The 22534-nt window shown below is 35.9% G+C and carries 20 protein-coding genes; 15 read left to right on the forward strand and 5 right to left on the reverse strand.

Annotated features, from left to right (window positions below; all coding sequences use genetic code 11):
- Positions 1-56: 56 nt before the first annotated feature.
- The 3 genes from AC57AW_RS09895 to AC57AW_RS09905 all read left to right on the forward strand — a co-directional run bounded on the left by AC57AW_RS09895 (position 57) and on the right by AC57AW_RS09905 (position 3173).
- Positions 57-2522 (forward strand): beta-mannosidase, encoded by a 2466-nt coding sequence (locus AC57AW_RS09895; RefSeq protein WP_496351727.1) that lies wholly within the window; start codon positions 57-59, stop codon positions 2520-2522.
- A gap of 106 nt (positions 2523-2628) precedes the next feature.
- Positions 2629-2874, forward strand: coding sequence for a type II toxin-antitoxin system ParD family antitoxin (locus AC57AW_RS09900; RefSeq protein ID WP_496351728.1), 246 nt, complete (start codon positions 2629-2631; stop codon positions 2872-2874).
- Positions 2874-3173 (forward strand): type II toxin-antitoxin system RelE/ParE family toxin, encoded by a 300-nt coding sequence (locus AC57AW_RS09905; RefSeq protein ID WP_496351729.1) that lies wholly within the window; start codon positions 2874-2876, stop codon positions 3171-3173. Before AC57AW_RS09900 ends, AC57AW_RS09905 begins: the two co-directional genes overlap by 1 nt.
- Before the next feature lie 94 nt (positions 3174-3267).
- Here AC57AW_RS09905 and AC57AW_RS09910 read toward each other — a convergent pair whose 3' ends face one another.
- Complete coding sequence (locus AC57AW_RS09910) at positions 3268-4377, reverse strand: alkene reductase (protein ID WP_496351730.1); 1110 nt, start codon at positions 4375-4377, stop codon at positions 3268-3270.
- Positions 4378-4784: 407 nt separating this feature from the next.
- Between AC57AW_RS09910 and AC57AW_RS09915 the strand changes: the two genes are divergently transcribed.
- From AC57AW_RS09915 to AC57AW_RS09930, 4 genes are all read left to right on the forward strand, one after another.
- A complete protein-coding gene (locus tag AC57AW_RS09915; protein ID WP_496351731.1) occupies positions 4785-5693 on the forward strand; it encodes an AEC family transporter in 909 nt (302 codons plus the stop codon).
- Positions 5694-5984: 291 nt separating this feature from the next.
- Positions 5985-8432, forward strand: coding sequence for a replication restart helicase PriA (gene priA, locus AC57AW_RS09920; RefSeq protein ID WP_496351732.1), 2448 nt, complete (start codon positions 5985-5987; stop codon positions 8430-8432).
- 161 nt (positions 8433-8593) lie between these two features.
- Positions 8594-10063, forward strand: coding sequence for a D-alanyl-D-alanine carboxypeptidase/D-alanyl-D-alanine endopeptidase (dacB, locus tag AC57AW_RS09925; RefSeq protein ID WP_496351733.1), 1470 nt, complete (start codon positions 8594-8596; stop codon positions 10061-10063).
- Positions 10064-10146: 83 nt separating this feature from the next.
- Positions 10147-12075: a M1 family metallopeptidase gene (locus AC57AW_RS09930; protein WP_496351734.1), complete on the forward strand. Its 1929-nt coding sequence runs from the start codon at positions 10147-10149 to the stop codon at positions 12073-12075.
- Between the two features lie 66 nt (positions 12076-12141).
- On the opposite strand, the gene AC57AW_RS09935 is transcribed toward AC57AW_RS09930, so the two are convergent.
- Positions 12142-13020, reverse strand: a complete 879-nt coding sequence (locus AC57AW_RS09935; RefSeq protein ID WP_496351735.1) for a cupin-like domain-containing protein — start codon at positions 13018-13020, stop codon at positions 12142-12144.
- A gap of 157 nt (positions 13021-13177) precedes the next feature.
- Between AC57AW_RS09935 and kbl the strand changes: the two genes are divergently transcribed.
- From kbl to gldG, 5 genes are all read left to right on the forward strand, one after another.
- On the forward strand, positions 13178-14374 hold the full coding sequence (kbl, locus tag AC57AW_RS09940; protein WP_496351736.1) for a glycine C-acetyltransferase: 1197 nt from the start codon (positions 13178-13180) through the stop codon (positions 14372-14374).
- A 219-nt stretch (positions 14375-14593) separates the two neighbouring features.
- Positions 14594-15016 (forward strand): hypothetical protein, encoded by a 423-nt coding sequence (locus AC57AW_RS09945; RefSeq protein ID WP_496351737.1) that lies wholly within the window; start codon positions 14594-14596, stop codon positions 15014-15016.
- Between the two features lie 2 nt (positions 15017-15018).
- Positions 15019-15570, forward strand: coding sequence for a CopD family protein (locus AC57AW_RS09950; RefSeq protein ID WP_496351738.1), 552 nt, complete (start codon positions 15019-15021; stop codon positions 15568-15570).
- Positions 15571-15629: 59 nt separating this feature from the next.
- Complete coding sequence (locus tag AC57AW_RS09955; protein WP_496351739.1) at positions 15630-16358, forward strand: ABC transporter permease; 729 nt, start codon at positions 15630-15632, stop codon at positions 16356-16358.
- Positions 16359-16362: 4 nt separating this feature from the next.
- Positions 16363-18033 carry a gliding motility-associated ABC transporter substrate-binding protein GldG gene (gene gldG, locus AC57AW_RS09960; protein ID WP_318848119.1) on the forward strand — a complete coding sequence of 557 codons (1671 nt, stop codon included), beginning with the start codon at positions 16363-16365 and terminating at the stop codon, positions 18031-18033.
- Between the two features lie 50 nt (positions 18034-18083).
- Here gldG and AC57AW_RS09965 read toward each other — a convergent pair whose 3' ends face one another.
- The 3 genes from AC57AW_RS09965 to AC57AW_RS09975 form a co-directional block, all read right to left on the reverse strand.
- Positions 18084-19316: a serine hydrolase domain-containing protein gene (locus AC57AW_RS09965; protein WP_496351740.1), complete on the reverse strand. Its 1233-nt coding sequence runs from the start codon at positions 19314-19316 to the stop codon at positions 18084-18086.
- Between the two features lie 242 nt (positions 19317-19558).
- Positions 19559-20188: a hypothetical protein gene (locus tag AC57AW_RS09970; RefSeq protein ID WP_496351741.1), complete on the reverse strand. Its 630-nt coding sequence runs from the start codon at positions 20186-20188 to the stop codon at positions 19559-19561.
- Positions 20189-20308: 120 nt separating this feature from the next.
- Entirely contained in the window at positions 20309-20737 is a 429-nt protein-coding gene (locus tag AC57AW_RS09975) for a DUF4268 domain-containing protein (protein WP_318848116.1), read from the reverse strand.
- Positions 20738-20911: 174 nt separating this feature from the next.
- Between AC57AW_RS09975 and AC57AW_RS09980 the strand changes: the two genes are divergently transcribed.
- The 3 genes from AC57AW_RS09980 (at position 20912) to AC57AW_RS09990 (ending at position 22488) form a co-directional block, all read left to right on the forward strand.
- Complete coding sequence (locus tag AC57AW_RS09980; protein WP_077415878.1) at positions 20912-21319, forward strand: RrF2 family transcriptional regulator; 408 nt, start codon at positions 20912-20914, stop codon at positions 21317-21319.
- Positions 21320-21407: 88 nt separating this feature from the next.
- Complete coding sequence (locus AC57AW_RS09985) at positions 21408-21599, forward strand: hypothetical protein (RefSeq protein WP_496351742.1); 192 nt, start codon at positions 21408-21410, stop codon at positions 21597-21599.
- Position 21600: 1 nt separating this feature from the next.
- Positions 21601-22488, forward strand: a complete 888-nt coding sequence (locus AC57AW_RS09990) for a sulfite exporter TauE/SafE family protein (RefSeq protein WP_496351743.1) — start codon at positions 21601-21603, stop codon at positions 22486-22488.
- Positions 22489-22534 lie beyond the last annotated feature (46 nt).

Consider the following 22534-nt stretch of genomic DNA (forward strand, 5'->3'; position numbering starts at 1 on the left):
CGTACCTCGGAATGACAAAATCATGGGTATTGTAACAATACAAAACAAATTTATTGATGAATAGAACTATCCTTTTTGCTTTTCTTTTTATGCAGAATATCCTTTTTGCACAGTTTTCACAAAGAAGTTTGTCTTCCGAAAACTGGCAGTTCAAAAATTCAAAAGATCAAAAATGGCTTCCTGCGAAAGTACCGGGAACCGTTCATTTGGATTTAATGGATAACAAGATCATTCCTGATCCTTTTAAAGATGAAAATGAAAAAAAAGTACAGTGGATAGAAAATGAAGATTGGGACTATCAGACTCAATTTACGGTTTCGTCTCAGGAATTGAAAAATGATAATATTGATTTGGTCTTTAATGGACTGGATACATTTTCAGAAATTTATCTTAATGGTAAACTTTTAAAGAAAACGGATAATATGTTCAGGAAATGGAATATTCCTGTGAAACAATATCTGAAACCGGGTAATAATGCATTGCAGATTAAGTTTCAATCTGCTGTCAATACCGGAAAAGAACTGGCTAAAAAAGTTCCGTTTACTATGCCGGAATCACCAAGAAGTTTTGTGAGAAAAGCACAATACCAGTTTGGATGGGATTGGGGACCAAGGCTGGTTACTGCAGGAATCTGGAAAGATGTTGCATTAGAATTCTGGAATAATGCCAAAATTATTACCGTTAAAGATATTCAGAATAATTCCGAGAAATCTTCCAACTTACATTTTGAAGTGGAAATTTATGCTCAAAATGCTGGAGATTACACATTGGATCTGAATTCCATTCATAAAAAGATATCTTTAAAAAAAGGGACTAATGTAATTTCGGTTCCTTATGAGACAAAGGGAATGAAACTTTGGCAGCCTAACGGGCGTGGCGAAGTTAATCTTTATAATTTTAAAATAAAACTTTCAAAAGACCTTAACAATATTGATGTTAAAGACATCAGGATAGGATTAAGAACCGTAGAGTTGGTTCAGGAAAAAGACGAAAAAGGTAAGTCATTCTATTTTAAAGTCAATGGAAATCCTTTGTATATCAAAGGAACCAACTGGATTCCGGGAGATAGTTTTTCACCCAGAATGACCAAAGAAAAATATCAAAAACTGATCAAAGATACCAAAGATGCGAATATGAATATGATCCGTATCTGGGGTGGAGGCATTTATGAAGATGACGAATTTTACAAAGCCTGCGATGAAAACGGAATCTTAGTCTGGCAGGATTTTATGTTTGCAGGAAGTTTTTACCCCGCTGACGAAACATTTTTAAACAATGTAAAAGAAGAAGTAAAAGATCAGGTCAATAGACTTCAGAATCATCCGTCCATTGCTTTGTGGTGCGGGAATAATGAAATTGATGAAGCCATTGTCAATTGGGGATATCAGAAACAATTCAAGTATTCAAAAAATGATTCGCTGCAGGTTTGGAAAGACTATAAAAAGCTTTTCCATGATGTGATTCCCAATGCATTGGCAGAAAACCTGAAGTCAAATAAAAATATATATTGGCCAAGTTCGCCGTCCATCGGCTGGGGACATAAAGAAAGCCTTACAGAAGGAGATTCCCACTATTGGGGCGTTTGGTGGGGTGAGCAGCCATTTGAAATTTACAATGAAAAAGTAGGACGTTTCATGTCTGAATACGGTTTTCAAGGGACTCCCAGTCTTGAAACTACAAAATCCATGTTTTCAAGAACTCCTGATTTAAATCTGCAAAACTCAACTATCAAAGCACATGAAAAACATGCCCGAGGTTGGGATATTATTAATGAATATCTGAAACGTGATTATAAAATCCCTACAGATTTTGTACAATACAATTACGTTTCACAGCTATTGCAGGCAAGAGGAATGCAGATAGCCATCGAAGCCCATCGCCGTGCAAAACCTTACAATATGGGAACGCTGTATTGGCAGCTCAACGACTGCTGGCCTGTAGTTTCATGGTCTTCCATTGATTATCTCGGAAACTGGAAAGGTTTCCATTATCAGGCAAAAAGAAGCTTTGAACCTGTCTTGGTATCAATAGCGGAAACCGATAAAAGCTATGATGTTTATCTGATAAGTGATCTTATGAAAGAACTGAAAGCTGATATTAAATTTGAACTCATTGATTTTAAAGGAAAAACACTTTGGAAAGCCAATCAGCCAGACGTTGTAAATGCCGATGTAAGCAAGAAAATTAGAAGCATCAGTAAAACAGAACTGGCTCAGTTTAATCTGTCTGAAGCCGTTTTAAAGATCAGCTCCGAAAAGGATGCAACATTTCAAAAATTGTTCTTTTTTAATAAACCGAAAGACCTGAAACTTTCAAAACCAAATATCAAAATCAAAAAAATATCACCCACTGAAATTGAAATCTCAACAGATGTCCTTACAAAAGATATTTATCTGATTGGAGATACTCATTTCAGCGATAACTTCTTTGATTTGTTACCAGGAACTTCAAAAAGAATTGTCCTTTCAAAACCTTTGGGAAATGTAGAATTGATGAGCCTTTGGGATGTGATGAAAGAGTAATGAAAATTTATAAATGATGATATAGCCAACCTTTTATTCTGATAAAATTTGATTGAATTACCAAAAAATGGTAACTTTGATGTATTAAGTTTAAAATCAAAATCATATGGGACGTAATACATCAGTTTCTTTAGGTGATTATTTTGAAGATTTTGTAGATCATAAGATTGCCGAAGGACGGTATAAAAATGCAAGTGAAATAATCAGAGCTGGTTTAAGATTACTTGAAGAAGAAGAAAATAAAATTCAAATTCTTAGAAATGCTATCCGGGAAGGTGTTGAAAGTGGAGTAGCTGCTGATTTTAATCCGGAAAAACATTTGGCAGCATTAAAAGCTAAAATAAAAAGGTAATGGCTCAATATACTTTTACCAATAAAGCTGTTGAAGATATTACTAAAATTTATGAATATACTTTAGAATTTTGGTCAGAATTTCAGGCAGATAAATATTATGAGGAGCTCATTTATTTTTGTCAGATGCTTGCGGAAAATCCTAAGATTGGAAAATCCTATCCTGAGCTTGAATATGATATTTTTGGCTTTTTATCAAATAAGCATATTATATTTTACAGAATTATTGGAATAAAAGAAATAGAGATTGTTAGAATTCTTGGTGCTGAAGTAGATTTGAAAAACAGGATGAAAGATTAATCTATTGATAAGTATAAAAAATTATAAAATAAAAAGAGCTATCCATTACGGTAGCTCTTTTTGATAGTATAGTGAAATTTAAACAGTAATTATTTTAGTTTAATTGTTGTTTATGGTGTACTTCCCAGTCCAGATACCCTTCCATAGTAAGTCCATAGTGAAGTTCTCTTTTTGGAGGAGTAAGTTCCCAGTTGTTTTCAAGTCTTTCCACAAGATCAGGATTGGAAATAAAAGCTTCCCCGAATGCTGCAATATCAATTAACCCTTCATTGATCAGTTTTTCAGATTTCTCTCTGTCCATACCTCCTGCAAGAATAATCACTCCATCATACCAGTTTCTGAAACGCTTCATAAAATCTTCCGGTAAAGCAAAACTTCCTCTCGATTTCTGATCCATAATATGAACGTAAACAATATTTCTCTTGGAAAGTTCTTTCGCCAGATACTCATAAGTAGCTTCTATCTCATCGTAATAAGGCATTTCGTATAATCCACCATAAGGAGTTAAACGGATGGCTACCTTATCAGCGCCAATCGCTGCAATCGCAGAATCCACGATCTCCAGTAAAAAACGAGAGCGATTTTCTATACTTCCGCCATATTCATCATTACGGATATTCACAAACGGGTTCAGGAACTGTTCAATAAGATATCCGTTGGCTCCATGAAGTTCTATTCCGTCAAAACCAGCTCTTACAGCATTTACCGCTGCTAAAGTAAAATCCTTAACAATTTGTTTTACTTCACCAGTAGCCAATGCCCGTGGTTTGGAATTAATGACAAAACCTTCTTTTCCGTTTTCATCATATCCCCATGCATGCGTTTCACCTGCCTGAATATCAGAAGAAGAAACAGGAGCTTGTCCGTCGGGTTGGATGGTTACATGAGAAACACGCCCCACATGCCATAATTGAGTGAAAATTTTGCTTCCTTTCTGATGTACAGCATCAGTCACGAGTTTCCAGCCTTCTACCTGCTCATCAGTATATAATCCCGGAATATGAAGTACTCCTTTTGACGTTGGAGAGATCGCAGTACCTTCCGTAATGATCAGTCCTGTACCGGTACGCTGTGCATAATATTCAGCATTGAAATCTTTTGGAATTCCGTCTTCATTTCTGGCTCTGGTCATTGGAGCCATGGCAATTCTGTTTTTAAGGTCCAACGAACCTATACTTGCTTCTTTAAAAATATTAATATTCATTGTTTAAAATTTTAAGTATTAAAAAAATGAGATGATTGGTCTTATTTTATTATTTTACAAATGTGTTTTAAAAGATATTTTTCATTGATGTATTTTCAGTTAATATTTTATCTCTTATCAACAGTACAAATTTCCGTCAGAATTTATTATTATAAAAATTATTTAAAATATAGTTATTTATTATAAAAATAATAGTTAGAATTTAAACTGTGGTTGATAAGAAGAACAGATTTGTTTATTGAATGGGTGAAAAATAAATCCATTAAGGCTTTGTAATAAATGAAAAAGAGCCTTGTATGTATCGGATTTGATATTCCACCGTACCGGATTTGTACTCAAAAAAATATAAATTTTACCCTTCCAACTCAAAAATCAGCCGTAAATTTGCCTCATATTTCTTTACAGTTATGGTAAATTTTGTTCTGATTGCAGTGTGCATTATTGCAGGAATGATATTCAAAGCAACAAAATCTATCCACCCCGATGCTCATAAGGGTATCAATACCTGGATTCTTTATCTTGCTCTTCCGGCAGTTTCGTTTAAATATCTGCCTAAAGTAAAATGGACAACAGAAATGTTGTTTCCGATAGCAGCCACATTTTTAATTTCTGTGTTCTGCTTCTTCTTTATGATGTTTTATAGCAAGAGCAGGGGATATTCAAGGCGTTCCAGAAGTACTTTAGAACTGGCAAGCGGTTATAGCAATACATCATTCATCGGATTTCCCTTAATCAGTGCTTTTTATGGTGAAGGGCTTCTGAGTATTGCCATTATTTGCGATCAGACCATGTTCTTTGCTCTTTCTACCCTCGGAATTATTGCCGCCGTGAAAGGAGGAAGTAGATCAGGAAAAGTAAGCGCAGTATTTATTTTAAAAAGACTCATTACGTTTCCTCCATTAATAGGGTGTATTTCCGCTCTGATATTGTCTAGGTTTATTGATTTTACCGTTGCAGAACCGTTTTTTGATAAGCTTGCGGCTACGGTAAGTCCACTAGCCCTGTTTTCAGTTGGACTGCAGCTGAAGTTTAACGGATGGCAAAAACTGATTCCGCAGATGTCGATGTCAATGCTCTACAAGCTTATACTGGCACCGGCAATTGTACTTGGATTGGCTTTATTGTTGGGAATAAAAGGAGATGTGGCTAAAATTACGGTATTTGAAGCGGCAATGCCTACACTGGTTACCTCAAGCATTATTGCAGAACAGTTCAGGCTCAATACAAAACTGACCAACCTGATCATCGGCGTCAGTATCATTTTAGGATTCTTTACTTCCGCATTTTGGTATGAGATGACCCAATTACTGTTTTAACCATTTATGGATTCTTTCTTAGAGATTTTCTGAATTTGTGCTGTTCTTTTATCCGTAAACTTTGTCATTCCGTAGGAATCCAGCCTGTCATATCATTGTTTTGATCAATAAATTAATACAGTTTTAGATTTTATAATATCTGATTGTTTAGATTCCTACGGAATGGACATAAGAGGAAGTAAAAACATACAACAGCTTTAGTTTCCAGTTCTGCTAAAGGAACGCGAAAGAATCCCTGCAAAGTTGCAGTTCTCTAAAGAAAAATCTAATTTTACACTTTAAATATTTCCCTTGCAATACGCTCAAATTGTTTTACCACTGAACCTCAAAGGATCTTTCACCTATAAAGTTCCCGAAGAAATGATGTCCGAAATTCAACCCGGAATGCGTGTTCTGGTACCGTTTGGCGGAAAGAAAATCTATACGGGAATCGTATTTGAGCTTCACGACAATGCACCTGAAAATTTTACAGCTAAAGAAGTCATCAGCATGCTGGATGATAAACCGATTGTTCCTGAAGAACAAATCCGTTTCTGGAACTGGCTTTCGGATTATTATCTGTGCAGCCTTGGTGAAATATATAGGTTTTCATTCCCTTCTTCCTTGAAACTGGAAAGTGAGACCTATTTAAAATTAAAACCAGGAATAGCAATTGATTTTGAAAATCTGGATGTCAATGAAATGTACCTGATTCAGGCACTTGAAGTACGACAGCTGATCAACCTGACAGATATTGAAGCTTTTATCCCTAAAAAGGATATTATCAAGACTATCAATTCATTGATTGATCTTCAGTATATTGAAATTGATGAGAAAATTGCTGAGAAATATAAAGCTAAAGAAGTAGCGTATGTAAGAATTAAGGATGAGGTTTTAGCCAATCAGAACCTTACGGACATTCTTTTAAAACTAAACAGAGCCCAAAAGCAGAAAGACCTGTTCCTTCTTATTTTAGAAAAACAAACGGAAAATCCTGATGCTCATATTAAAAAATCTGAGCTGTTTGAGGACGGTTATTTCGGAAGTTCACACTTCAAGCCTTTAGCAGATAAAGGGCTTGTGGAGGAATATTACATGCAGAAAGACAGAATTGAAAGCTATGAAGGAGAAATTGAAGACCTGGAAGAACTTTCTGAACAGCAGAAAATTGCTAAATCTGAGATTGATGAAGCTTTTGAAGAAGGAAAAAATGTCCTGCTGCATGGGGTAACTTCATCAGGGAAAACGCATATTTATTTAGAAAAAATTGAAGAATGTATCAAAGAAGGAAAAAATGTTCTGTTTTTACTTCCTGAGATTTCCCTGACCAAACAAATTACACAGAGATTAGAAAAAAAATACGGACGCCAGCTAGGTTTTTACCACCAGAAACTGACTGACTTTGAAAGGGTGGAAGTCTGGAGAAGAATCAAACAGAATGATATTCGTATTCTCATCGGAACCCGTAATGCTTTGTTTTTACCTTATCAGAACCTGGGACTTATTGTAGTGGATGAAGAGCATGATTCTGCCTACAGACCAAGAGAAGTGACCCCTTATTTCAATGCTAAAGATGCTTCATTAGTTTTGGGTGGCTTTTACAATGCGGGAGTGATCCTGGGATCTGCAACACCTTCTGTTGAAAGTTACTACAGGGCCAGAAAAGATAAAATGAAATATATTTTCCTGAATGAAAGATTCGGGAATGTGAATCTGCCGGAATATGAACTGATCAACTTCAAAGAAGCGCAGGACTCTAAAAAAGTCTCCGGAAATTTCTCTCTGAAACTTCTTGAGGAGATTAAGAAAACAGTAGATGAAAAAAAACAGGCGATTGTCCTTCACAACCGTCGTGGCTATTCCAATGTCATAGAATGTGAGAGCTGTGGCTATGTCAATTACTGCTCCAATTGTGATGTGGTAATGACCTATCATAAAGCAGCTAACGAAATGAAATGTCATTACTGTGGCCAAAGAGCTTCAAAGCCGAAAACCTGCCCGAAATGCAATTCCGAAAAGCTGAACGAAAGAGGAGTAGGTGTAGAGCAGATTCATGAAGAAGTTTCCAAACTGTTTCCTGAAAATGAGGTAGACAGAATGGATGTGGATTCTATGCGTAAGAAATTCGCCTACGAAAAATTGTATGAAAAGATTGAAGACGGAGAAACAGACATCATCGTAGGAACTCAAATGATTTCCAAAGGACTGGATTTTGATCATATTGAACTGGTTACAATTCCCAAAGCGGATTCCTTATTATATGTACAGGATTTCAGAGCAGAAGAAAGGGCTTATCAGTTGATTACACAAGTTTCAGGAAGAGCTGGAAGGGTTTCCGGAAAAGGGAAAATCCTGATTCAGACCTTTAATCCTGATCATTCTGTATTCCAGCTGATCAAGATGAATAACCCTGCGAAGATCTATAAATACATCCTTACTGAGCGCCAGAAATTCCATTATCCGCCTTTTACGAAGCTGATTATGATTGAAATGAAACACAGAAAGGAAGATAAAGTAGACCGGGCCTCTCAGTTTCTGGGTTCTATCCTTAGAAAATACCTTCCGGAAGATTGTGTTTTAGGTCCCGAAAGAGCTCAGATTGCAAGGCTGAATAATCTATACCAATTCCAGATTATGCTTAAGCTTCCCCGTGGGAAAAACTATGAGAAATTCAAAAGTCTGGTTTTGATAAGTTTAAAAGAATTTGATGAAATCACTGCATATCAAAGCATTAAAAAAGATGTTTTTGTGGATTTTTAACAATTTTTAACAAACTTTACACTCTTTTATAACGGGTCAGTGGCTTGTTATATGACAATAATTTCTACTTTTGGACGTTGATTAAGTGTTTGGCTCTTTTATTGAATGATTTAACCTGTCATTTTTTATAGAGTCAAAGCTATAGAACAAAAAGAAGATAGATGGTAAATTTCAGAAAATATATTTCAAGTGCGGCGGTGTTGGCTTCTGGTCTTTTCCTGGCTCAATCTACCGTTTCTACCGTTCTTTATTCTCAGAATTATGACAGTCAGAAAAGCAGCTTAAACCTGCCTTCACCCGTTAGCACGATGGTGGAGAAAACTGTTTTGTCAGCAAAAGAACTTGTAGATATTAATGTGAACACAATGATGGCGGATCCTGTGCTGAAAAATGCAAGCTGGGGATTCGTAGTGTACGATCCGAAAACGAAGAAAGTAATTTCTTCGTACAATGAAAATACTCCTTTGGTACCTGCTTCTACTACAAAGCTGCTTACAACGGAAACAGCATTAAACCTGCTGGGTGAAAACTACCGTTGGATGACTCAGCTTGAGTATTCAGGAACCATAGATGAAAATGGAGTTTTAAATGGAAATCTTTATGTTATAGGAAGCGGTGACCCTTCTTTGGGAACAAACAAAGCAGGTGCATCATCTTATAGAGATATTGTTTCAGATTTCGTAGGCGGAGTTTCAAGAGAGGGAATCAAAAAGGTAAATGGTGATATTATCATTCAGACAGCGCTTTTCAAAGGCAATATTTCAGTGCTTCCGGAAAATGTTGTATGGTTGGAAAATAATAATTATTATCTGCCTGCAGGAAGTACCCGGGACATCAACCCAGCTAACGAAAAACTGATTGTTAAAAAAGGAAGTTTCTCTACAGATAAGAAATTTTTCTACGTTTCTCCTTACAATCATCAGATGGTATATGCTGATAAATATGAAGGAAACGGGACTTTAACAACCAAACTTCCTGATGCTCCGGCATACCTTGCCAACTCTTTCAGAACTACATTGGTAAAAAGCGGAATTCCTGTTACCGGAAAAGTAAACCCGAAAATGACAGATGCATCGCCGGAAGGAAGAAAAATGCTTTCAGCTTATAAATCCCCAACTTTAGGTGATATTATTTATTATACCAATCAGCATAGTGATAATTCATTGGCAGAAGCCCTGTTAAGAACAGTTGGTTATCAGAAAATGGGTGACCAGACATCAGAATCAGGAAGAATTGTGGTAACAGGCCACCTGAAAGATGCCGGTTTTGATATGATTGGTCTTAATTATATGGATGGAAGCGGACTTTCAAGAAGTAACAATGTGACGCCAATTTCGCAGGTGAAGTTTCTTACTTCTTTGATGGATCAAAAATACTATAGATCTTACCTGACTTCTTTACCAATCGGAGGACAATCCGGAACTTTAAAGAGAATGTTCATTGGTGGAGGTAACGGACAGGTTTTTGCAAAAACAGGAACACTGAATAAAGTAAAAACATTAGCAGGCTATCTGAAGACGAATTCCGGGAAAACATTGGTGTTCTCTTTAATGGTGAATAACTATTCCGGGTCGGTAGATATGGTGAAAAAGAGAATGGAAAAAATTCTTGAACCTGCACTGGATCTTTAAAAATTTTTTATTTTATATATTATAACAGCCTTTTAATCATTGATTAAAAGGTTTTTTTTATATTTGGTTAAATATTTCTAAGCATGACAAAATTGTACCTTTTGGTGTTGGGATTTTTATTATCTCAGCAGTTTTATAGCCAGAAGCATGAGCAAAACACCGATATGAAAGGATTGATCGAAAAAGAGAAAAAATCCTTTACACAAAAAATGAACATCGGAAATACCAATCCCAATACGCTGAATTACGATTTACAGTATCAAAGAATGGATGTTACGCTCAATCCGGCTTCCAATACCATTTCAGGATCGGTAACTTCTCATTTTAAACCTACTCAGAATATGGGAAGCATTTATTTTGATCTGACAACCTCTTTAACAGTTTCCCAGATTAAATATCATGGTAACAACCTTGTTTTCCAACAGCTTCCTTCCAATGAAGTGAAAATTGATTTTCAGACTCCTATAGCTGCCAATACGCTGGATTCTCTGACTATTCATTATTCAGGAACGCCACCCAGTGCTAATGGGGCCTTTACAGCTGCCACTCAGAGTGGAGTTCCAGTACTTTCTACTTTGAATGAACCTTATGGTGCACAGGATTGGTTCCCAACAAAACAGAGTTTGAATGATAAAATTGATAGATTTGATTTCAAAATTACAACGCCATCCAATTATAGCGTTGCTGCTAATGGAAAATTAATGTCAGAAACTTTTCCTACAGGATCTACGAAACTTACTTTCTGGAGAACGATGTATCCTACACCGGCTTATCTGATCGCACTGTCGATTACCAATTTTGTAAAGCTTACGGATACCATTGGAAATCCTCCGTTTCCTTTTGTCAATTATATTTATCCATCCACCAATTCAAATCAGACCAGTCTGAATAATATTCAATGGACGAAACTGGCTATGGATACTTTTGAAACGTATTTTGGGGCTTATCCTTTCCGTAATGAAAAATACGGGCACATGGAATTCATGTACGGAGGAGGTATGGAACACCAGACAATGTCTTCCATGGGAGGCTGGAATAAACAGCTTATCGCTCATGAACTTGCCCACCAATGGTTTGGTGATAAGGTAACCTGCGGTGCGTGGAACGACATCTGGCTGAATGAAGGTTTTGCCACTTTCGGGGAGCATGTTGCCAATGAAAAATTACTGATGACCAATGCTGAATTCCTGAATTACCTGCAAGGTCAATCCAATTATATTACCGCAAGTACAACAGGAACGGTGTATGTACCAGATACCGGACTTTCCAGTATTAACAGGATATTTGACAGCAGATTGACCTATGCTAAAGGAGGTTATGTTCTGAGAATGTTGAAGTGGGCCTTAGGTGATGCCGCTTTTTATCAGGCACTCAAAGACTATCATGCAAGACCGAATTTAGCCTACAGCTATGCGCGTACTGCTGATTTAAATGCTTCCCTGCTTCAATCTACCGGAAAAGATTTTACAGAGTTTTTTAATGACTGGGTGTATGGGGAAGGTTATCCTACATATACTATAAAATGGATGCAAGGCGGTAATCAGGCTTTATTTAAAGTTTCTCAGACACAAAGCAGTGCTGCAGTAAGCTTTTTCGAAATGCCTTTACCTATAAAAGTAACCGGAACTTCAGGACAAATTGCATATTTGGTTCTTACCAATACTTCAAATAACCAAAGCTTTTTAGAATCTGTAACATTTCCTATCGCAAGTGTTCAGTTCAATTATGAATATCAGATTCTGGAGAAGAACTCTACTGTTACCCAGGATAATACTTTAAGTGTTTCTTCTGTTGAGAAGGAAAACTTTGGACTCTATCCAAATCCAGCAAAAAATGAAATTAATCTGAAAGGTATCAACAGAGCTGCAGATTTTACGATTCATGCTGTAGATGGAAAACTGGTAGGAAAAGGAACGTATCAGCCAGGTAAAGCGATTGGGATTTCAGAATTGGTTCCGGGAACTTATTTTATTACCATTGATGAAAAAAGTATCAAATTCATTAAACATTAAAATGTAAGACTGTAAAATATCAATACGTATTTTACTTACTATTGACGATAAAATAACAGGAAGCTTTCAGATCTGAAAGCTTCTTTGTTTTCTGGCAGCTTGAGTTCCTCTTTTTCTGGCTATTTTTACTTTGTATTCAAACCACTTTTCTTTGAATAGTTTGCGCATAATATTATCAAAATGTCTTGTGATGATCAGGTTTTTAAAACCTCTCCATTTTTCGAGAGGGCTTGATGGAAGCGCTCTCACTGATATAGAATATCCTTCCGTGTCATACTGGATATAATGCCACCATCCGGAAGGAATATAGAGTGTTTCACCAGGGTGAATGACTGCTTCATAGCCGTTTAAATAGAGTAGTGCAGGATATTTTCTGTAGTCTGGGTTTTTTATTTGGGCAAGACTGTGAAAGTTATAGGGCAGCTTATACATAAAATCAGACTGTTCCCAGGGAAATAGCCAGATTCTTTTGATTCCCTGAAACTGAGTAATGAAAACATGTGACATATCAATGTCAATATGATTTCTGGTTACAGAACCTTCACCTCCAAAAAACATAAAAGGAAGCCATTTTAATATTTTCCCATTGGTAACATCATTGTAGGTAAGATCATTCTTAAGTTCGGGTTTTATTTTTAGCAAATTGAATAAGAATAAGCGGTGTTCAGTAGGAGCAGACTGTATAAGATCGAGATATTCTGAAAATGTGCTTTGTGCTATAGGATCACTTGCGACCCTATCAAGAGAATCAAGTTCACTGCCATAAATATTCACCTTATGGTTTCCTGCAATTTCTTTGAAATATTCATAATTCCATTTTTTGAAGGCAGGACTTTCCGGATGTATAAAATCTTCAATAATAATTGGAATTCTCGGCTTCATATGGTCTTTAATAAAGGTTTCTGAATTGATTTTCTTTATTTTTTGTACCGGCTTTAATCTCATTCTTTCAAATTTTAAACAAATATAATATTATCCTACTAAATTTATAGACTAATAATGTTAAAACTGAAAATAGAATTGATTTTTTAGAATTAAACGTATAAAAGGTTTTATTTTACTGCCTTTTTAGTAAATTAGCACATCTAAAAAATTACTAAAAATGATCTCTGAAAAATACCTTCAACATTTACAGAACGAACTTCAGAATATTGAGAATGACGGACTTTACAAAAGAGAAAGAATCATCACTTCTCAGCAAAGTGCAGAAATAGAAGCTAACGGAAAAAAGCTTTTGAACTTCTGTGCGAATAATTATCTGGGATTATCCAATCATCCGGAAGTAATGAAAGCATCTCAGGAAATGATTCAATCTCATGGATATGGGATGTCATCGGTACGTTTCATCTGTGGAACACAGGATATTCACAAGGATTTGGAGAAAAAAATCGCTGACTTTTTAGGTCTTGAAGATACCATTCTTTATGCAGCAGCATTTGATGCCAACGGTGGTGTTTTTGAACCATTGTTTACAGAAGAAGATGCTATTATTTCAGATGAACTGAACCACGCTTCTATCATTGACGGTGTTCGTCTTTGTAAGGCAGCGAGATACAGATATAAAAATAATAATATGGCGGATCTGGAAGCTCAATTGATTGCTGCTTCTGAAAAGAACCACCGTTTCAAAATTATCGTAACAGACGGAGTATTCTCAATGGACGGTATTGTTGCAGATCTGAAAGGAGTGTGTGACCTTGCTGATAAATATGATGCTTTGGTAATGGTAGATGATTCTCACGCAACAGGTTTCATCGGGAAAACAGGCCGTGGAACTCACGAAGCTAATGAAGTAATGGGGAGAGTAGATATCATCACTTCTACATTAGGAAAAGCTTTAGGGGGTGCTTTAGGAGGTTTTACTTCCGGTAAAAAAGAGATCATTGATATGCTGAGACAGCGTTCAAGACCCTATTTATTCTCTAACTCTTTAGCGCCTGGAATTGTAGGAGCTGCTTTGAAAGTATTGGATATGATTTCTGATAACACTTCTCTTCGTGATCAGGTAATGGAAAATGCAGAATATTTCAGAACGGAAATGAAAGCGAAAGGTTTTGATATTCCGGACGGAGATGCTGCCATTGTTCCGGTAATGCTTTACGATGCACCTCTTTCTCAGAAAATGGCTGAAAAGCTTATGGATGAAGGAATTTACGTTATCGGATTCTTCTATCCTGTAGTACCGAAAGGAAAAGCGAGAATCAGAGTACAGCTATCTGCTGCTCATACCAGAGAACATTTGGATAAGGCGATTGCTGCTTTTGAAAAAGTTGGAAAAGAATTAGGAGTGATTTCTTAATCATTGCGTTGATTACACAATAGAAATATAATGTTCGGCTCGGGCAGCTTTGCTGCCCCGAGCCGAACTATTTTTTATAGAAACCTGTTTTTACTTATATTTTCCTGATCAAAAGAAATTTATTTTTAACAATTAGATAAAAACTTATCTTTGTGCCTGATTAAAATCGATATGTTTTTAAAATCCAAATATCAAGTTGTATTTTCGAAGCCAAAGAAATTGATACTATATAAAATTGAAGAAAGTATATTTCACGGCTTTCCTGACTATAATGGTAAAAAATTTAAAGGAGAAGTGAATGATAATGGATTTGAAGTAAAAGTGATGGGAAATGAATACTTGTCTTTTATAGGAACGTTTGTTTCAGTAAATAATAATGAAGAAGTTCTTAAAGTATCCATTGGAGTTAAATATTTTGATATACTTATTCTTATTCTTCTTTTGGGGCTTTTTGTTCCTTTTTATACAAATGAAAATTCTGAAACTACGTATGGAATTATATTTATTGCTCTTGGGCTGGCTATTTTTATGGGATATTCTTATTACAATAATTTAAAGGATATGAAAAAGATTTTTTTCGACGTATTGAAGAATTTCGACCAGGACTGTAAAATTATTTCTATCAATAAATTTATTTATTAAAAATGCTTTATACAATAATCAAAGCGCTGCACATTATTTTTATGGTAAGCTACTTTGCGGGAATTTTTTATCTCGTGAGGATTTTCGTTTACTATAAAGATACCGACGAATTTCCTGAAGAAAAAAAGAAAATTCTGAGAGAGCAGTACACATTTATGGCCAGAAGACTGTGGAATATTATCACCGTTCCTGCGGGGGTAATCATGGCAGTATGCGGATTGGTCATGATCTTTTTAAATCTGGGACTGATGAAAATGCCATGGTTTCATTTGAAACTTACCTTCCTGATCGGACTTGCCGTTTACCATTATTGGTGCTGGAAAAAAGTACTTCATTTGAAGGCTTTGAATGGAAGTACACTGTCCACTGCCAATATCAAGCTGAGACAGGCCAATGAAATTGCTACATTCATTCTGTTTCTGGTTGTATTTACCGTCATATTAAAATCTATGGCAATTGAATACTGGTGGCAATTAATCGCAGGATTCTTCGTTCTTGTATTTCTGATTATGATGACGGTGAAACTGGTTAATAAAAATAAAAAAAACAAATAATTGTTGAGTAGGGTGTGTGTCTGAGAACATTCATCCTTTTTACATCTTACAAAAAAACTATGATTGCAATTTTAAAGAAAGAACTTTGGAGTTACTTTGGAAACTGGAGTGCATGGGTGATCATTGCTGCTTTCAGTTTGATCGCAACTCTTTTCCTGTTCTTTTTCGACAACGATTCTAATATTTTTGAGATCGGAATGGCCTCGCTTCAGAGTTATTTCGTATTGGTTCCATGGCTGCTGATGTTTATCATTCCGGCCCTTTCTATGAAAACTTTTGCCGAAGAACAGCAAACGGGAACATTAAACTGGCTTTTTTCACAGCCGTTAAAAATTTCAGAGCTTGTAACCGGAAAATTCCTTTCCGTATGGATTGTTGGGATCTTATGTCTTATTCCTTCACTCATTTATCTATATACAGTATATGTGTTGGGAGTTCCTGAAGGAAATATTGACCTTGGAATGACCTTCGGGAGTTATCTTGGATTGATTATTTTAATTGCGGCATTTGCTGCAGTGGGAATTCTGGCTTCTTCATTATCACAGAACCAGATTATGGCTTATTTGTTGGGCGTTTTCATGTGTTTTATTATGTATTTCGGAATCGAACAGCTGGCAAGTTATAAACTTTTGGGAGGAGCAGATTTTATCCTTCAGAATATAGGTTTCTATCAGCATTTCTTAGGCTTTACAAGAGGGCTTATTGATTTTAAAGATATCGCTTATTTTGTTCTTGTTATCGGAGCTTCATTAGTATTGTCTAATCATTTTATAAACAAAAAGAAGTAGAATTATGAAGAAGTTCAATGCTAAATCTCCACTAGGAATCTTCTTATTTGCGATCGTTCCTTTGGTTATTATCCTGACGTATTCGGGAATCAGACTAGACTTAACAAAAGAAAAAAGATATACACTTTCTGATAATACCATCAAAGTATTGGAGTCCGTTAAAACGCCTCTGAATGTTGAAGTATATTTGGAAGGTGATTTTCCTGCAAGTTTCAAACAGCTTCAGAGCGAAACGAAATTTATGCTGGAAGAATTCAGAAAAATAAATCCAAAGATCGATTTTAAATTTATTGATCCTATTAAAACGAAAATGTCTCAGGATACCCTGATGGCAATGGGCATGCAGCCATCTATTCTTCCGGATGTAAAAGATGGAAAGATCTCACAGATCACACTTTTTCCATACGCTGTGATCAAGCATGGAAATGACGGTGTTTCCATACCATTGGTGGTACAACAGGCAGGAATTGATGCCGATCAGCAGTTGACGAGATCTATTGAAGGTCTTGAATACAACCTTGTTTCCAATATCAAGAACATTGCAGCCGCTAAGAAAAAGAAAATCGGAATTCTGGTCAATCATGATGAATTGAATCCGGATGAATTCCAGGGGTTTGTACAGCTGGCCATGGAAAATTATGATGCAGGACCTATTATCCCTAAAAATCAGACCGAACTTTCATTGGAAGATATTCCTTTATTGAAGCAAATGAGTGCTTTGGTGATTGCAAAACCAAGAAAAGCTTTTACAGATAATGAAAAGGTAATTCTTGACCAGTATATCATGAACGGAGGGAAAACACTTTGGATGATTGATGCGGTAAATGCTGAGATGGATACTTTAACAAGATCTAAAAAAGTAATGCCTTTCCCTGTTGATATTAATATGACAGACTTCTTTTTCAATTACGGATTGAGAATTAATCCGGCTTTAGTAAAAGACGTTAAAAAGTTTGCCCTGTTAAGACTGGTTACAGGAGAAGTGAGTGGAAATCCACAATACACAAGCCTGCCATGGCCGTATTATCCGCTTGGGATTGCTGAAAATAATAACCCGGTCACAAAGAATATAAACCCTGTAAAATTTGAATTCCCGACTTCTATTGATACTTTAGGAGGAAGAAAGAATATCAAAACAAAAGTTCTTTTCGAATCCAGTGAAAGAACATTACTGAAACAGGTTCCGAACTATGTAGATCTGAAAGAAATTGCAAGTGTAGACAGTCTTGGACAAATGGAGAAACCAAGTACACCGAAGATCTTCGCTGTAGCATTGGAAGGAAAATTTAATTCTGCCTATGCATCCAGAATTGAAAGAAAATCTTACCCTGGTTTCAAAACATCCAGCCCGGAAAATAAAATGATCGTTATTGCAGACGGAGATGTAGGAAGAAATAAAGTGATCAAAGGAAAACCACTTCCATTAGGCGTAGATCTGTTGACGAACGAGCAATTTGGAAACGAACAGTTCCTTAGAAATGCCTTGGATTATCTGTTGGATGACAGCAACCTGATGGAACTGAGAAACAGAAATATTGAAGAAAGGCTTCTTGACAGACAGAGAATTACCGAAGAGAAATCCACATGGCAGTGGCTGAACTTATTGCTTCCACTGGCGATTATCGGCCTTATCGGAGGATTATTCTTCTGGTTGAGGAAAAAGAAATTTGGATAAAATAAAAAAGGTCCGGAAGATATTTTCTTCCGGACCTTTTTATATCTGGTTTACAGTTTCAATTGATACTTCTCCAGTACATTCCATATCCCATAGAAAGCATCATTCCCCTTCTTATCTGAGAAATTGGTATTGAAGATCATAATCCTTCCCAGATTATTTTTAGGATCAAAAAACAGCATAGACATTACTCCTGGATCCCCTCCGGTATGGCCAATATATCCCGTATAACCAAAACCCATAAATATGCCTGCGTTATAAGATTCACTGTAAGGATTTTTGTCATTTCTTTCCGCGAAATTGGACGCGGTAAGCTGTGGCGTAAAATATTCTTTATAGCTTTTCTGAGTCAGAATTGTTCCTTTTCCATTATAACCTTTGATAAGTTCGGTTAAATACTTGCTCAGGTCGTTGATATTCGTCATAAATCCACCATCCGGATACGTTGCAGATTGATAATAGGGAAGAGGAGTGTCAGGGTTTTCATACAGTCTGGAGAATTGTGAAAACTTTACTTCTTCAAATGACCAGCCTGAATCTTTCATCTGTAAAGGTTTCAGGATGTATTCTTTTGTGAAGCTATTGAAAGTTTGTCCGGTAGCTTTTTCAATAATAAAGGCTGCCAGAGCAGTTCCTACATTTGAATATTCATAGATTGATCCTGGTTTATGAGTGGAGAAACTGTTTTTATTCCATTTTCCGTTTTCTGCCAGCACATTTTCTAAATATACAGACATCGAAATTATTGAATCTGCAGGATTGAATATCTGCTCATCGTCAAAATTGAGCTTTACACCATTCAGATCCTGATCAGATTTCAGAAAATAATTTTTAGATAAATAAAAATCATTGTCCAGAATCGAAGAAGTATGAGTTGCAAGCTGGCGGATGGTAATCGGTGTTTGAGGAAAATTAGGATTGGCTATTTTAAAAGGTACATATTTTTGAACAGAATCATCCATATTCAATTTTCCCAGTTCCTGAGCTTTAAGAAGAGCAATTCCAACAAATGTTTTGGAAACGGATGCAATATTCTGTATCGTATTTTCAGTATACAATTTCTTTTCTTTTACATCTGAAAAACCAAATCCTTTTTGGTATAAAGTGGACTTTTCATTTACAATAGAAACCGCAAACCCGTTGAATAAGCCTTGCTGGTATATTTTGTTGATATCCGCATCCAAAGAATCTCTGACATCATGATGAGTATGACGAACTTCATTCACTGAATGACATGATATCAACATCCATGAAATTACCGATAATAATAAAATCCTTCCCATATGTTTTTAATAATAAGACACTTGGTAAAGCAGTTTTGTTACAAATGGAATGATTTGAAAATAGAAAGACTGCCCAATTCTGAAACAGTCTTTATTTTATTTCTCTGAGATTCGATTTGTAAAATACAGCTAGTAATCTCCAAAATAATTTGTAAGATCGCTAAATTCCGGTTTCAGTTATAAAAAGTTGAGTTCACATCTATATTCGATAATATTTGAGATTGGTGTTAAAAGAGTGTAAATTATTGCTGATAGGCTTCTTTTGGAAGTAAAGCAGCAGTTCTGTAATAGCTGATATCAGTAGACATTTGTGCCTGAAGATCCTGAAAGGTATCATAATCATAATGCACCCAGTTCTCTTCATGGTCGGGATCAGGAGTCTTGTCTACAGCCAGTTCAAGTTTACCGTCTTCCTGATAGCTGCATTCTATAGCTGCATATTTTTCACCGCTTTCATCTTGGGTGTACCAGCATTTTATGGTTCTTTCGAGCTGTGGTTCATGGGTTTCGTTATCGATGACCTGAGAACAGATAAAGTTTTCGGGGTCGTCCGTTTTGAAAACGGTTTTAGAAATTAGGGGTAGATCATCTACGGATAAGGAATACAATTTATTGGTAGAAATAATAAAACCGTCGGCAGTTTCTTTTTTCTCAATATCAAAAAAGTCAGATTTTTCCTTAAGATAATCTACTACCTGCGCCTCGTCCTCTTCGTCACTTAGAAAATAATTGATGTTGTAAACACTGTCTTCGTTGATGAATTCAATTTCTTTCAGGAAATCGGAACCTTCCTCATAATAATACAGATGATATTCGTTTAGCTTCACAGCTTTACTTTTAGAGATGATCTCTCCAAAAATGTTTTTGTACACTTTTCTCATTTTTAATCACGTTATTTAGTTTCATCTATTAGTTTAAGTGGTATCGCAAAGATAAGTTTTCTTTTTTTATCTGAGCCTGAAGTGTAAAATAGTATTTATTTCGTAAGTATTTTATATATCCTTTATAAAATCCTCATATTCATAGTAAAACCTTTCGAAACCGTCCATTTTGTCCACAAAAAATTCAAAAATTTCTTGCCAGGTATTTTTATTGAAAATGGAAACACCATGTTTTTCTATCCATATTCTGCTGATAACCTTTCCGTTATCAAGGGTGAAATGTTCTTCTTTGTGAAAATCTCCGGTGAAATCTTTTAAAATATCTTCCAATGACCAGATCTTTTCGTAGTAGGCATTTCGGAAAATTTCATCTTTCATTTCGATATCCAGAGAAACTTCTGCTTTTTTGTTGTCGGCAGAGAATTTAAATGCCATATCCTTGATTTTGGTATCATAAAGAATCCATTTTCTGGGAAATGATCTTCCAAAAGCTGTCCAAAATTCCTTTTTTAACTGCTGTGCCTCTTGTTTACTGAACATACGGCAAACATAATGATTTAATAGGAGAAAGGCAAAAATGTGGTACTGAAACCGTAAAATTACGGATAAGCCGGATAAGCGAAAATACGTAAATGCAGAACTCAAATTTGCAGATTTACCTGTTCATCATCTGCTCTTTTTCAAATGTTAAACAATTTTCTTATTTTTGCTGTAATGCTTTCAAAAAAATCTCAATATGCGTTTAAGGCACTTTCATATCTTGTAGAAAAAAGAAATGAAGGTCCGATTCTTATTTCTGAAATTGCGGAACACAAAAAGATTCCTTTAAAGTTTTTGGAAAATATCCTGCTTGAACTAAAAAAAGCTGAAATTCTTGACAGTAAAAAAGGAAAGGGTGGAGGATATTTTCTGAAGGAAAAACCAGAAAATGTGAAACTGGCCAAGATCATTCGTCTCGTAAACGGTCCTATTGCTATGCTTCCTTGTGTAAGTCTGAATTTCTATCAGAAATGTGATGACTGCAATGAAGATCACTGTGGACTTCACGATGTACTGATAGAGGTGCGGGATGCTTCACTGAATATTCTTGAGAAAAAAACTTTAATGGATCTGGTCGACTGACCTGATCCTTTTTTTTGAATTAATAGTCTACTTTTTTTGTAGGATAAATATTTTATCAGATATTTGCAGTACTTCAAATGAATAAACTATGATTTCAAAAGAAGAGGAAAACCAATTACAAAAGCTTACACTCTCCATGACTGCAGTGCATTCTGACGCTGCATATAGTATATCTGAAAATATTTCCTTGTACAGAAGTACAGAAAACATACGATCGTTAAATGTCTTTATTTTCGATGTGACAGATAATCAAGAAGTACAGACTAAAACGATTTTTTAATATGGTGATTTCAAGAAAAATTCAGGTAAGGCTTAATGTCCTTTTGGTGACGGCTGTCATTATATCTATTGCTGTTTTTTCAATGTATGAACTGGGATATCTGGAAGAGCTGCAGATCATTCTGGCAAAAGACAATTACATTTTTTACTGGATGCTTCTGGTAGGAGTTTTTGCAGAAATTGTGGCAGGGTCAATGGGAATGGGATATGGAGTGATCTGTACTACCACATTGATGCTTTTGAATATTCCACCCCATATTGTTAGTGCAAGTATCCATTCAGCAGAAAGTTTTACAACAGCGGCAGGAAGTATCAGCCATATCAGATTGAAAAATGTTAGTAAGAGTTTGGTGAAAAAGCTGGCAGTACCAGCAGTGATCGGGGCTGTTATTGGCGCGGTAAGCCTTACTTACCTTGGAGAATATTATGCGAAGATCACCAAAACACTGATCGCTTTTTATACTTTATATCTCGGAATCCAGATTTTATCGAATGCTTTTAAAGAAAAACAAAGTAAGGCATTGAAAAGAAAAACCAATCTTACCAGACTGGGAGTGATAGGAGGTTTTATAGACTCTTTTGCCGGAGGTGGATGGGGCCCTCTGGTAACCGGAACTTTGATTAAAAATGCTTTTACCCCAAGATTTGCGGTAGGAAGTTCTACCGTAGCCAAATTTATCCTTACCCTAACGGCTGCCATTACCTTTTTCTTTACCCTAGGAATCCAACACTGGAATATTATTCTTGGGCTTTTGATCGGCGGAATTATTACGGCTCCTTTTTCAGCTATGCTTACGGCAAAGCTTCCTGTGAAGAAAATGTTTGTGATTATCGGAACATTGGTGATTGTAATGAGTTCTATAACTATTTATAAATCAGTTTTTAATTAAAAATAATGCTTTATATTGAAAAATAAAGGGCTTAAAAAGATATTCG

The organism is Chryseobacterium sp. BGA-UO-ETr-SB22, from assembly GCF_059567885.1.